This window comes from Streptomyces sp. NPDC056144 (assembly GCF_042264145.1).
Lineage (GTDB): Bacteria > Actinomycetota > Actinomycetes > Streptomycetales > Streptomycetaceae > Streptomyces.
Window position 1 is genome coordinate 1,263,627 of record NZ_JBHJVF010000001.1, and the last position, 11,898, is coordinate 1,275,524.

Annotated in this window: 17 protein-coding genes and 3 pseudogenes; 12 read left to right on the plus strand and 8 right to left on the minus strand. The window is 70.5% G+C overall.

What is annotated here, in order from left to right; genetic code table 11:
• Positions 1-101: 101 nt before the first annotated feature.
• The 3 genes from ACFC0Z_RS05455 (at position 102) to ACFC0Z_RS05465 (ending at position 2,421) form a co-directional block, all read left to right on the plus strand.
• Entirely contained in the window at positions 102-626 is a 525-nt protein-coding gene (locus ACFC0Z_RS05455; RefSeq protein WP_376432965.1) for a GNAT family N-acetyltransferase, read from the plus strand.
• A gap of 66 nt (positions 627-692) precedes the next feature.
• Positions 693-1,463, plus strand: coding sequence for a GNAT family N-acetyltransferase (locus tag ACFC0Z_RS05460; RefSeq protein ID WP_376433479.1), 771 nt, complete (start codon positions 693-695; stop codon positions 1,461-1,463).
• Positions 1,464-1,710: 247 nt separating this feature from the next.
• Positions 1,711-2,421, plus strand: coding sequence for a restriction endonuclease (locus tag ACFC0Z_RS05465; protein ID WP_376432967.1), 711 nt, complete (start codon positions 1,711-1,713; stop codon positions 2,419-2,421).
• A gap of 97 nt (positions 2,422-2,518) precedes the next feature.
• On the opposite strand, the gene ACFC0Z_RS05470 is transcribed toward ACFC0Z_RS05465, so the two are convergent.
• The 3 genes from ACFC0Z_RS05470 to ACFC0Z_RS05480 all read right to left on the minus strand — a co-directional run bounded on the left by ACFC0Z_RS05470 (position 2,519) and on the right by ACFC0Z_RS05480 (position 4,254).
• On the minus strand, positions 2,519-3,031 hold the full coding sequence (locus tag ACFC0Z_RS05470) for a hypothetical protein (RefSeq protein ID WP_376432969.1): 513 nt from the start codon (positions 3,029-3,031) through the stop codon (positions 2,519-2,521).
• Positions 3,024-3,356 (minus strand): hypothetical protein, encoded by a 333-nt coding sequence (locus ACFC0Z_RS05475; protein ID WP_376432971.1) that lies wholly within the window; start codon positions 3,354-3,356, stop codon positions 3,024-3,026. The genes ACFC0Z_RS05470 and ACFC0Z_RS05475 overlap by 8 nt, the downstream gene beginning before the upstream one ends.
• Positions 3,357-3,423: 67 nt before the next feature.
• On the minus strand, positions 3,424-4,254 hold the full coding sequence (locus tag ACFC0Z_RS05480; protein ID WP_376432973.1) for a hypothetical protein: 831 nt from the start codon (positions 4,252-4,254) through the stop codon (positions 3,424-3,426).
• A 161-nt stretch (positions 4,255-4,415) separates the two neighbouring features.
• Here ACFC0Z_RS05480 and ACFC0Z_RS05485 point away from each other — a divergent pair, with 161 nt between their 5' ends.
• The 9 genes and pseudogenes from ACFC0Z_RS05485 to ACFC0Z_RS05525 all read left to right on the plus strand — a co-directional run bounded on the left by ACFC0Z_RS05485 (position 4,416) and on the right by ACFC0Z_RS05525 (position 8,842).
• Positions 4,416-5,210 carry an alpha/beta fold hydrolase gene (locus ACFC0Z_RS05485; protein ID WP_376432975.1) on the plus strand — a complete coding sequence of 265 codons (795 nt, stop codon included), beginning with the start codon at positions 4,416-4,418 and terminating at the stop codon, positions 5,208-5,210.
• A gap of 136 nt (positions 5,211-5,346) precedes the next feature.
• Positions 5,347-5,886 (plus strand): winged helix-turn-helix domain-containing protein, encoded by a 540-nt coding sequence (locus ACFC0Z_RS05490; protein WP_376432977.1) that lies wholly within the window; start codon positions 5,347-5,349, stop codon positions 5,884-5,886.
• A 44-nt stretch (positions 5,887-5,930) separates the two neighbouring features.
• A complete protein-coding gene (locus tag ACFC0Z_RS05495) occupies positions 5,931-6,176 on the plus strand; it encodes a hypothetical protein (protein ID WP_376432979.1) in 246 nt (81 codons plus the stop codon).
• 3 nt (positions 6,177-6,179) lie between these two features.
• Positions 6,180-6,236: pseudogene (locus ACFC0Z_RS05500) on the plus strand (hypothetical protein); the annotation flags it as partial.
• Positions 6,237-6,380 (plus strand): hypothetical protein, encoded by a 144-nt coding sequence (locus tag ACFC0Z_RS05505; RefSeq protein WP_376432981.1) that lies wholly within the window; start codon positions 6,237-6,239, stop codon positions 6,378-6,380. It abuts the pseudogene before it with no gap.
• A gap of 337 nt (positions 6,381-6,717) precedes the next feature.
• The gene (locus tag ACFC0Z_RS05510) at positions 6,718-6,933 is read left to right on the plus strand and encodes a hypothetical protein (protein ID WP_376432983.1); all 216 of its coding nucleotides are present in this window, start codon (positions 6,718-6,720) and stop codon (positions 6,931-6,933) included.
• Between the two features lie 131 nt (positions 6,934-7,064).
• Complete coding sequence (locus tag ACFC0Z_RS05515) at positions 7,065-7,427, plus strand: hypothetical protein (RefSeq protein ID WP_376432985.1); 363 nt, start codon at positions 7,065-7,067, stop codon at positions 7,425-7,427.
• A 318-nt stretch (positions 7,428-7,745) separates the two neighbouring features.
• Entirely contained in the window at positions 7,746-8,267 is a 522-nt protein-coding gene (locus ACFC0Z_RS05520; protein ID WP_376433481.1) for a SigE family RNA polymerase sigma factor, read from the plus strand.
• Complete coding sequence (locus ACFC0Z_RS05525) at positions 8,264-8,842, plus strand: PASTA domain-containing protein (RefSeq protein ID WP_376432987.1); 579 nt, start codon at positions 8,264-8,266, stop codon at positions 8,840-8,842. The genes ACFC0Z_RS05520 and ACFC0Z_RS05525 overlap by 4 nt, the downstream gene beginning before the upstream one ends.
• A 72-nt stretch (positions 8,843-8,914) precedes the next feature.
• Here ACFC0Z_RS05525 and ACFC0Z_RS05530 read toward each other — a convergent pair whose 3' ends face one another.
• From ACFC0Z_RS05530 to ACFC0Z_RS05550, 5 genes and pseudogenes are all read right to left on the minus strand, one after another.
• Positions 8,915-9,169, minus strand: coding sequence for a hypothetical protein (locus ACFC0Z_RS05530; protein WP_376433504.1), 255 nt, complete (start codon positions 9,167-9,169; stop codon positions 8,915-8,917).
• A gap of 115 nt (positions 9,170-9,284) precedes the next feature.
• A pseudogene (locus tag ACFC0Z_RS05535) lies at positions 9,285-9,662 on the minus strand (recombinase family protein); the annotation flags it as partial.
• A 1-nt stretch (position 9,663) separates the two neighbouring features.
• A pseudogene (locus tag ACFC0Z_RS05540) lies at positions 9,664-10,224 on the minus strand (IS481 family transposase); the annotation flags it as partial.
• Positions 10,225-10,327: 103 nt separating this feature from the next.
• Positions 10,328-11,137, minus strand: a complete 810-nt coding sequence (locus ACFC0Z_RS05545) for an MBL fold metallo-hydrolase (protein WP_376432989.1) — start codon at positions 11,135-11,137, stop codon at positions 10,328-10,330.
• Between the two features lie 70 nt (positions 11,138-11,207).
• Entirely contained in the window at positions 11,208-11,831 is a 624-nt protein-coding gene (locus ACFC0Z_RS05550) for a LysE/ArgO family amino acid transporter (protein ID WP_376432991.1), read from the minus strand.
• Between the last annotated feature and the right edge of the window lie 67 nt (positions 11,832-11,898).

The window sequence follows — 11,898 nt, forward strand, 5'->3', positions numbered from 1 at the left end:
CGTCCGTGTCCTAGCGTCGGCGCGTGCCCGGGGGGTTCCCACCTCCGCACTTGCATCCGCCGGCGAGGCCGAGCTGCCTCCGCTCACCTACTGGAGCGACCATGACCACGTCCGACACGACAGTCACCGCGTCACGACATCCCGAACCCCGGATGGACCACGTGGTCACCGATGCTCCTGCGTCGGCGGACATCGCGGTGATCTCTGACGCGCTGGACCGTTTCAACATCGAGCGGACCGGGATCGCCGACGGTACACCGCTCGCCGTTCTGATCCGTGATCCCCAGACACATCAGGCGGTCGGCGGACTGACCGGGCGCACCTCCCTCGGGTTGTTCTTCCTCGACCTCTTCTACCTGCCGCCTCAGCTGCGCGGCACCGGACTGGGAAGCAGGATCCTGCGGCAGGCAGAGGACGAGGCGCGAACCCGCGGCTGCCGCACGGCAGTGCTCTACACGATCAGCTTCCAGGCCCCTGACTTCTACCGGAAGCACGAGTGGCAGCCTCTGGGGGAAGTCCCCTGCGACCCCCCGGGCACCAGCCGCGTCTTCATGACCAAGGAACTCACCGCACCGACCCCGCAGTACGCACCGCGCTCCGGGGGGACAGGATCCATGCTGAGATGAGCCGCTATGGACGACCATCACCTTGACGCAACCGACGCGGTCGCCGTGGCCGACGTGTGGGAAAGGATGGAACGGAACCTGGCGGAGCACGCCTGCCACCTGCATCGCCGCACGGCAGGTGCGACCGTCACGGAGACCGACGACCTCCTGATCGCGGACAGCGGCCTCGACGACGACACGTTCAACATCGTCGCCGCCGCCCGCTTCGACGCCACCGACGCGGATGCCCGTATCGCCGAGACCGCGCGCACCCTGGCTCGTACGGGCCGCCCGTTCTCCTGGTGGGTGGGCCCCGCCTCCACGCCGACGGACCTCCGTGCGCGCCTGACGTCGGCCGGTCTGCCGGCCTCCGAACAGGAGACGGCGATGTGGGCAGCACTGGACGACACCCTTCCCACCCCCGGCACCCAACGCCTGGGCCTGGACATCCAGCAGGTGACCACGCCCGAGCAGCTTGCCGATTACGCCACCGTCGTTGCCGCCAACTGGGATCCGCCCGCCGAAACGGTCCGGCGATTCTACGAACGAGCCGCGCCACAAGCCCTCGCGGAGCGGTCTCCGGCCCGCTACCTGGTCGGATACGTGGACGGGCACCACCCGGTCTGCGCAGCCGAGGTGTTCCACCGCGCGGGCGTGGCCGGCATCTACAACATCTCCACCCTGGCCGCCCACCGTCGACGCGGCTATGGCGGCGCCATCACGCTCGCGGCCTTGCATACGGCTCGCGCCGCATCCCGCATCGCGGTCCTCCAGGCATCGGCTGACGGCGAACCCGTCTACCGCCGCCTGGGGTTTCGCTCCTGCGGACACTTCACGGAACACGCGGTGCACGCCTGAGAAGGGCTGCGTTCCGCCGTCAGAACGCATGTCCGGGCGACAACCGGGCAGCGCCGACGGGTTTTCCGCCATCGTCCGCCGATCGGCTGCGGCCCGGGTACGTCATCGGCTGCACTGGATCGGGGCACGACGGTGGCAGGAGCGCATCTCGCATGACGACGATCAACGTGGGGGTGCTGCTAGTGCCCCTGGTACGTAGGACGCAGGCGCATCAGCAACTGGTGAGCGGCTTCTCACCGGCCGGAACATGACAGCGGGCCGTCGCCCGGCGCCGCGAAGGCGTCGCCCGGCTTCCCGTCGTCGGAGGCGGGCATCCGGGTGGGAGCGGACCGGCGGCCCCCTGCTGCTGGTGCTCGTCGTGGTGGGGACCCTGGTCGTGGCCGTCCTGCGGTGGCTGGCCGCTCACCCCTGGGTGCCGGCCATGCTGCTGCTGATCGCGGCGGCGGCCGTCGGCGCGTGGCTGCACCGGCGGCGCGAGGCCGCCCGTTGGAACGAGGTGCGGGAACGGGGCCTTCGCTACGCGATGCCGCAGATCGACGCCTTGCACCACCAGCAGTTCGAGGAAGCGGTACGGGACCTGATGCGCCGTGACGGCTGCCCCGAGGCGATCCGGGTCGGCGGAGCCGGTGACAACGGCGCCGATGTGAAGGCCACCGACCCCTTCGGCCGCCTCTGGGTCATCCAGTGCAAGCACCGGGCGGCCGGGCTGGCGGGTGCCGCGGTCGGCACCCCCGACCTGCACGTCCTCAACGGCACCGGCAGACCCGTCCACAACGGCGACGTCATCGTCCTGGTCACCAACGGCCGCTTCACCGGCAAGGCCGTCGACTTCGCCCACGACCAGCGGCTCCACCTGGTCGACCGTCACCTGCTCGCCCAGTGGGCGGCCGGATCCACCCCGCTGTGGGAGCTCCTGGCCTCTCTCCCCGCACCCCGCCGCCCCGCCCCCGGATCCTGACCCTCGCCGCGCCGCCTGGGGCATGCAGGCCCCTGGGTCTGAGGTCCAGGCGCGCCGGCGGATGTGCCCTACCGCGGCTGCCGCGCAGACGCCGGGGTCACGATGGCGACGGCCCGCGGTGGCTCGCCACCGAGATGTCCCACTCGATCAGAGCGCCGGGGAACCAGGTGACCGGCTTGGTGTCTTCATGCATGTTCGCCCAGGCGGCGACTCGTAGGGCAGCCTGCCGGTCGGGCAGCAGACCGCGTTCATCGGTATCGACTCCGAGGTGGAGCCTGCCCTCCTCGTACAGGTCGTTGCAGAGCCAGGTGTGGAGCAGGCCACAGTCGTAGCCGAGGACCTCCCAGCCGAGCTCGTGTCCGCCCTCAGCCACCTGACGGGCGGCCTGGCCGGCGCCCTGGCCATCGAGGTGGGCCAGCAGTACTGGTTCATCGGTCCCGGCGGCCGCGAGCGCCTCCTGCGCCGTGCCGAACCAGCGGCCGTCATCCGGAAACCGGTCGATCAGGCACTCGGAGGCCGACGTCAGCCGCTCCGTACGAGGCAACCCGGGGCCCGTGAGGCGCTCGGGCACAGCAATGAAGTAGCCGGAGAGCACACAGGCATCACTCACTGATCTGAGTGTGCGCCGACCCGGAGTCGTAGCGGTCGAGAAACACGTTCGCAGGAAGGTCGAGAGCGTGGAGCTTGGAGAAGACCTCCGTACCCAGGCGCAACTCCTCGTCACCGTCGGAGATCCGGTACGCCTGCACCATGTCGAGCACTTCGAGGTCACCCTCCCCGGCGTAATCGGCCGCTTCCCGCTCGGCCAGTTCCATGGCCTCGTCGAGGGACCGTGCGCGGAACAGTACGACACGCTCCTCGTAGGGTTGGTTTTCCCAGGTCAGCCATCTGTAGAAGGTTCGGGCGCCGAACCACGCCTTCGGCTCGTGCGTCATCTTGGCTTGTCATCCCCTCGCGTCACATCGGGATCATCACAAGGGGGATCCGCGTTCGCAACACGCTTTAGAACGACCTCCACGCCCACGCCAACGCCGACCCCGGCACCGCGCACGCCAGGAACGCCGCCGGTTGGGCCAGGCCGCCGGCGTCCCAGCCGAGGGCCGTGGGCAGGAGGAGGAGCAGGCCGAGGAGGAGGATGCCGAGGACCGGGAGGTGGACGTCCGGGGTGAAGCGGCGGGCGGTGGTGCGCGGTAGCGCGTAGCTCAGGCTGCCGGTCAGGATCGATCCCGCGAAGATGGCCGGGAGCAGGGTGATCAGGAGGAGGCGGGTGCCGATCACGCCCGTACCCCAGCGGCGGCCGTCCTCCAGGACGGGCGAGTCGGGGCGTGGGTCGCCCGGGGCGTAGTACGCGTCGATGCTCATGCCCGGCTTCGGCGGGTCGTAGCGGGTGTACATGCCGGGGACGGTGACCTCGCGGGGACCGCTGTCGTACGGAAGGCGCAGGACGAGGTCGGTCTCGTAGAAGTCCGGCTCGTCGGAGGCGTTGTCTCCCTTGACCGGGGCTCCGGCCAGCCGGACTACGGGCACCGAGTAGCGCCCGTACCGTGCCGCTTCCAGGCGCTCGGTCTCCTGGCCGTACTCCGGGGAGACCATGAACCCGAGGTCGAAGCAGGCCAACGTGGCGAGCGGGACGAGCCAGGCGATCAGCCAGATCAGGCCTCGCCCGGCGGCCGGAGGGCGGCCGGTGCGTTCGGGGGCGCGGCGGGACGCGGCGATCCAGGCGACGGCGAAGAGCACGGCCAGGGCGGCCAGGGCGAGTTCCACGCGCAGGGGCGGGTACGGGCCGACGCCCCACAGGGCGCATCCGACCGCACCCGTGGCGCTGAGCAGCATCCCCCAGCCGGTGAGAGTCGTCCAAACGCTCCGCCGGTACGTGCGTTCACCGGGCGCCTCAGGCACCGTCTTCTCCAGACGCACCACGCGTCCGCCCCCTTCTCGTGCATACGTGCGACCCGCACCTTAGCGCCCCGTACAGGGGCCGCATACTGGCGTCCATGACAGCCCTCCTCCCCGCCGAACCCGGCCGTGCGACCGTGGTCGTGGACGGGAGGCGGCTGTCCTTCCTCGACTTCGGCGGGCCGGGCCGGCCTCTGCTGGCGCTGCACGGACACTTCGCGGAAGGCCGTACGTTCACCCGCCTCGCCCGGGAACTGGGCGACGCCTGGCGGGTCTTCGCACTCGATCAGCGGGGGCACGGGGAGTCCGACCGCCCCGCCGACCCCGCCGACTTCTCACGGACCGGGTACGTCGACGATGCCGCGACCGTCCTGGAGCGGCTGGGAATCGGTGGCGCGGTCGTCCTCGGGCACTCGCTCGGCGGGGTCAACGCCTACCAGCTCGCCGCCCGGCACCCCGGGCTCGTGAGCGCGCTGATCGTCGAGGACATCGGGGCCGAGGTCGACGGCGACCTGTCCTTCGGTCTCGCCTGGCCGCGCCGGGTCCCGACCCGGGCCGAGCTTCTCGCAGCCCTGGGGTCGTCGGCGCTGCACCTCGCGGACGCCGTGCGCGAGTACGCCGACGGATGGGGCCTCGCGTTCGATCCGGAGGACATGGTCGCCTCGCAGCGGCAGCTCAACGGGGACCACTGGGACGACTGGCTGGCCACGTCCTGCCCCGCTCTGCTGGTCCGGGGCTGCCGCAGCTCGGTCCTCGGCGCCGAGCACGCGAGGGAGATGGCCGACCGGCGACCCCGTACCCGGCTCGTCGAACTGCCGGCGGGGCACACCGTCCATGCCACCGTCCCCGCGGAGTTCAACGCCACGGTCCGCGGGTTCCTCTGCTGCCTCTAGATCGGCCTTGGGGAACATCCGTACAGCGGTTGGCGCTGAGAACGATCATGGGTCTGACCTGGCAGTACTGAACTTGATTGGGTGATGTCGGACCGTTCGCCTGATGGTGGTCGGTCCGTTCCGGTAGCCCTGAACTGTGAGATACGCGCAGGGCGGCGGGTTGACCGACATCGGAAGGGCCGCGAGGGAGCGGGTCCGGCTGCAGGCCGTGACACGCTTCCAAGGCGGGCAGAAGAACAGGGACATCGCTGCGACGCTGCGGGTCAGTGAGCGGTCTGTGGAACGGTGGCGCCGTCAGTGGCGCGAGCGCGGTGAAGCGGGGGTCCTGTCGAAGGGATCGCCGGGGCGGCCGAGGCTCGGCGAAGCACAGATCGCGAGGCTGGAACGGGAACTGGAGCGTGGGCCGCTGGTCCACGGCTGGGCCGACCAGCGGTGGACACTGGCCCGGATCAAGACGCTGATCGGCCGGCTGTTCCACGTGAGCTACACCGTGGAGGGCACGTGGCTGCTGCTGAAGCGGCACGGCTGGTCCTGGCAGCAGCCGGCTCGGCGGGCGATCGAGTGTGACGACGCGGCGGTCGAGGTCTGGAAGAAGGAGACCTGGCCGCGGGTAAGAGCACCGCGGCGGCATGTGACGGCTGGATCGTCTTCGAGGGCGAAGCTGGGCAGTCGATGACGCCGCCGCGAGCGAGAAGCTGGGGACGCAAGGGCTCAACGCCAGTGGTCCGGGTCCGTGGCCGGGGCTCGGGCCGGGTGTCCATAGCCGGGCTGACCTGCTACAAGCCGGGGAAGCGGTCCCGGACATTCTACTCGGTCCGCGAGTACCGGGGCCGCAGGGGCGAGCCGAAGGGCATCGGCTGGCGCGACCTGTGCGACCTGCTGGTCAGAGCGCACATCCAGCTCGGCGGCCCGATCGTGCTGGTCTGGGACAACCTGCGCATGCACCTGGTCGAGGCGATGCCCTGATTCATCGCCGACCACGCGGACTGGCTCACCGTCTTCCGACTTCCGAGTTACGCACCGGACTTGAACCCGCAAGAGGGCATCTGGTCACTGGTCAAACGCGACATCGGCAACCTTGCCGCAGTCGACCTCGGCCAGATCACTCGCGCCGTCAAGCGCAGGCTCAAGCAGATCCAGTACCGTCCGACCTGGTCGACGGCTGCCTGACCAGCACCGGCCTGATCACGGACGACTGGCCGGCATCACGCATTCAAGCTCAGACAATAGCTTCGAGCGTTTCTGGACAGTGACTAAGATTCGCCCTTGAATGACGGTGTGGCGGTCAGTAAATTCAGCTGCCCGCCGGACTGTTGTCCGGCGCCGTAGGTCGATATGCAGGGAGACAGGGATGCGCAGCAGGTTTCGAACCTGCCGCTGACTCGTGAAACGCGGGCCAGCGGGGTTCTTCATTAGCTTGGTTGCCCTGACAAGGCACCGCCCGAGGGAAACGTATGCCCTCAGTCGGACACCAGGTGACCCCGCTCGCGTATCCGAGGAGTACACCTTGCTGGACCGTTTGATCGACCTCCTGTCTCAGACCCGGACCCTCCACGCCCTGCTGGACTTCTGCACCATCGTGGTCCGTCTGCTGCCCGCGTTGGTCGTGATCGTGGCGCTCATCCCCTCGTTCGTCGTCTTCGCGTTCATCTCCGCCGGGGCACGCAGGTCGGTTCTTGACATCGTGGACCGCCTCACGAACTGGACCCTCGCCCGCTACTGAACTCGATTGAGTGATGTCGGTGCCGTTCGCCTGACAGCTGGCCGGCGGCACCGACCTGGCCCTGTGAGCGTCGGGTCGACGGACCCGAAATCGGTCGAAGCCCGAAGCTGCTGGTCAGCTACGGTGGCGGCATGCCTGAAAATCTGCCCGAGGATGTAGCCGACGTGCTTGGCCTCGTCCTGAACTCGGACGAGCCGATTCACGTCGCCCTCCGACGGCAGGTGCCCCAACTCAGGGTGCAATCCCGCTGCAAGTGTGGGTGCGGCACTGCCTACTTCGACCTTGACGCCGACGCGTTGGAGCCCGCGCCAACGGGCCCCGGCACCGTCGTGGCTGCCGACGTGCAGCTGTTCACCGAAACCGGCGAGTGCCCTGGTGAGGTCTTGGTCTTCGCGCAAGGCGGCTACCTCTCATGGCTGGAGGTCTGTTCTTGGAGCGATGACGTCGATGTGAACCTCTCCGCGGCGCGGCGCTGGCTACAGCCGTCGTCCTGAACCCGAGCCGGTAACAGCCGACGTCTCGGACCCTGACGCCGCCACCACGAGTCGACCGACATCACGAGTTCAAGTTCAGTTGCGTCACAGCTAGGCGTCACACGGTGGCGCCTGCTGAACGCGAGCGCTTCCGCCACGCCCGCTCCCCGGCGGCAGCGGCGCGAGGTCCTGGGACACCCTTCCGTCCCGGCTGTGATTCACGTCACTGCTGGCGGCTCGGTGCAGCACTCAGCCCCGTTCCGCCGTCATGGGGGCAGTGATCGGAACGGGACGAGGAGAGGAGGTCGGCGGGTGAGGTTTCGCAGGAGCGGTCCGGGCATCGGATTCACGGAGTTCGTCGCACAGCGGTCGGGAGCGTTGTTCCGCACCGCGTATGCGCTGACCGGTGACGTGCACGTGGCCGAGGATCTGGTGCAGGAGGCGCTGGAGCGGGCGTGCCGACAGTGGCGGAAGGTCGCGGTGGCGGACTCGCCGGAGGCGTACGTGCGCAAAGTGCTGGTCAACCTGGCCAACGACCGCTGGCGGCGGCTGTCGCGCCGGGACGAGCGCCCCGGGCTGTCGGGGGTGCCCGAGACGGCCGACCCCCGGGACCGGTTCGGGCAGGTGGATCTGCGCGCGGAACTGATCGAGGCACTGCTCGGGCTGCCGATGGGCATGCGCAGCGTGCTGGTCCTGTACTACCTGCACGATCTGGACGCCCGGCAGGTCGCCGGCGTCCTGGACATCTCTTCGAGTGCGGTGAGGTCCCAGCTCGCCCGCGGCCTGGCCAAGCTGCGCGAGTCCGTATCGGGCGCCCAGGCGCCGCACACGCCGTCGGCCGCTTTCGGAGGTACGAAGTGAGGAACACGTCGTCCGGACCGGCCCCGTTCGAGCCGGGCCTCGAAGACGAGCTGCGAGCCGCGGTGGCCTCCTTCGCCGACGGGCCGACGGCGCCGGTCGTCAACGCGGCCGCGATCGAGCGAGCCGTCAGCCGCAGCCGCACCCGCCGGGCGCTCCTCGGCACCGCTGCGGCGTCCTGCGTGCTGGCGTGCGCCACGGTGGGGTTCTTCGCGCTGAAGCCCGTGCAGCCCGCGCCCGGCGCCTCCCCGTCCCTGTCCCCACTGGCGAACGGGGCGTGCACCCCGCTCGCCACCGGCACCCCCAAGAGCGGAAGCGCCGATGCGACTCGGGCACCGGAGCAGGAGCAGACCGCGGGAGCGGGCATCGCGCTGCCGGACCTGGCCGGCATGCCGGTCGAACAGGCCGGAAGCCTGCTGCGCGGACTCGGGCTGACCTGCACGATCATGCGGCACACGGACTGGAACGCTCCCGCTGGGCAGGTGATCAGCAGTCAGCCCCGGGGCGGCGCAGAACCGGTGGCACCGGGCTCGTCCGTCCTCCTGCTGGTCTCGACGGGCAAACCCGGCGGAACCTGAGCGACCGGGCCCTTCGGGGGTAGCGCCGAGGTGAGTCCAGAAGCCGCCAGTTCTTGATCTTGGTAGCTCTCTTCAGCTTCCCGCGTGAGCCCCGAGAGCGTTGACGCGGGTCTCGTACTCGCGGCGGGCCTTGCGCTGTGCCGGAATGGCTCCGGCCCCGTCCAGGCCCTGGCAGCGGTCGAGGAGTTGGCGGTGGATCGCGGGTACGGCGGTGACGCGCAGGGTGTAGCCCTGGCCGCGTCGTACGGGCACGCCCTGGTCGAGCGTGACGCGTTCGGCGGGTTCCAGTTCGGCGGCGCGGAGGAAGTCGGCGAGCTTGCCCGGCATGTCGAGGACGACCGTCGACCAGCGCGGCCTTGACGGCCGGGCGGCCCCCGCCGTTGTTGCCCTTGGCCTCGGCGGCACGGAGCCCGTCGTACGTCAGCTCTCGCTGGAGGTCCCGCTGGAGTTCGCCGGCGGCGGCGAGGGTCTGCACCAGGAACCTCACGGTGGACAGCAGTTCGCCGGTGCGCGGGTGGCGGGCGGTGAGGTCCACGGCGGAGAACGCGCCGTCGTGGATGCGCAGGGCGAGGCGGTCGCGGTGGAGGACGTCGAGCACGACGAGGATGTGCCCGGTGCCGCGCACGAGGCGGAACATCTCGGAGATGTGCACGACATCGCCAGGCCGCGCGTAGGCGAGCAGCTCGCCGAAGTTCGGGCGCTCAAGCGGGTGGAGGCGGCTGGAGGTGCCGGCCTGTTCCTCGAAGACGACCGGGTCCTCGATTCCGGCCTCGTCCAGGACGAGGTTCTGACGGTCGGTCGACTGCTGGTCGGTCGACACCCGACGCGAAGTAGGCCGTGGCCCGGACGAGGAAGGCCGCGCAGGTCGGGGCGGTCTCGTCGGGCAGGTCCTCGGTGTAGGCGATGCGGCTGTGGTCGTCGAGGGCGGTGTGCAGGTAGGCCCAGCCGGCGCCGTTGGTCCGGCTGCGGTGGCCGTCGGCCCGGCCGAGAGTCTTGTGGCCGCCGCCGTCGGGGATCCGCCCGAGCTTCTTGACGTCGATGTGGACCAGTTCGCCGGGCCGGGCGCGTTCGTAGCGGCGGACGGGTTCGCCGGTGGCCCGGTCCAGGGCGGCCAGCGGCGGCTGGCCGTGCCGCTGGAGGATGCGGTGGGCGGTCGAGGCCGCGATGTGGCAGCGGACGGCCAGCCGCAGCGGGCCGATGCGGTGTTCGCGCCGCAGGCGCAGGACTTCCGTCTCGATCGCGGCCGGTGTCCTGCGGGGCTGGTGGTGGGGCCGGACCTGGAAGCGCTCGGCCGCCCGGCGCAGGGGCCAGCCGTCGTCGACGACACAGCGGGCCAGGCGAAGACGCCCGGTCTCGGTCAGCGGGGCATTACGGTGGGGCACGAGGGCCTCCTCGGATCCGTGTAGATGTCGCAATCCACACCGAACCCGGAGGCCCTCACCCATAACCCAGCACGCGCGTCACCAACGTCCCGGGACAACACACCTAGAGGGTGACGAACGGCTCGGTGAGGTGTGGTGTCGCCAGGTGGAGCGTGGCCGGGGTGTCCTGGGCTTCGCTCGTCAGTACGCGTTCACGCGAGGCCCTCGCCCGGTCCGCGTCCATCTCGCCGACGTACGGGAGTCCGGGGTGGAGCAGCTGGATCGCGTGCACCAGCAGGTCGCCGGTGACCGCGACCCGCTCGCGGCCGGACGTGACGAGCACGCTCTGGTGGCCGGGCGTGTGGCCGGGTGTCGCGACGACGTGGCGGCCGTTGTCCAGCTCCGTGTCGCCGTCCAGCAGCCGTAGTTGACCCGCTGTCCGCAGCGGGTCGATCACCGAGGAGTGGAGCTGGGGGTTGATGTCTCCGAGCGCGTCGAGCTCGGCCCGCTGGAGGAGGTAGGAGGCGTTCGGGAAGTAGGGACTGGAGTCCGCGCCGACGACCGCCCAGCCCACGTGATCGGTGTGGAGGTGGGTGAGGATCACGGTGTCGACGTCGGACGGCGCGATCCCGGCGGCCGCGAGGGAGGCGGGAAGGACCCCGGGCACCGGCGCCCATGAGGCCGCCGGGCTGTCCGCCGGGCCGATGCCCGCGTCGACGAGTGTCACCCCGTCGTCGCCGCGGATCGCGAACGCCCGGAACTGGAGCCACCAGCGTCCCTCCGCGTCGAGCGCGCCGGGGTCGAACCGGTCGGCCGCCGCCCACTGTTCGTCGGTCGCCTCGGGGAAGGCGTCCCGTCTGGGGGCGAAGAAGGGGCCCGCGCCGTCGGCGAGCGCGATCACTGTGTACGGACCGATCTTGAGGGAAGGGGGCACCCGGCCGATCATGCCATCGGGCCGTGGCCGGGACCAGGTTCAGGTCCAGGTCCGCGGTGCCGACCACGGGTCAGACGCCCGCCACCAGCATCCCGCCCATCGCCAGCATCGTCGCCGCGACCAGCCCGTCCAGGACGCGCCAGGCCTTCGGCCGGGCCAGGACGCCGCTCAGCAAACGGGCGCCGAAGCCGAGGGCGAAGAACCAGCCGAGGCTGGCCAGGGCCGCGCCCGCGCCGAAGGCCCAGCGCAGGTCGCCGCGGTCGGAGGCGAGGGAGCCCACGAGGAGCACGGTGTCGAGGTAGACGTGCGGGTTGAGCCAGGTCATGGCCAGGCAGGTGAGGACCGCGCGCCGGGCCGAGCCTCCGTCGGGCCCGGTCGCGGTCAGGGCGGCGGTGGGGTCGGGGCGCAGCACGCGCCGGGCGGCGAGGATCCCGTACCCGATGAGGAAGGCCCCGCCCGCGAGGCCGACCGCGGTGAGGGCCGCGGGCCACGCCGTGACGACCGCGCCGACTCCCGCCACGCCGAGTGTGATCAGTACCGCGTCCGACACGGCGCAGATCGCGACCACGGCGAGGACGGCATGGCCGCGGGCTCCCTGGCGGAGGACGAACGCGTTCTGGGCCCCGATGGCCACGATGAGGGAGAGCCCTGTGCCGAACCCGGCGAGGGCGGCGGCGAGAAAACTGCTGGTCATGGGTACGACCGTAGGATTTCCCGCTCGATGAGTACAGCTAAAGATTCTTACGTACCCTTAGCTATAC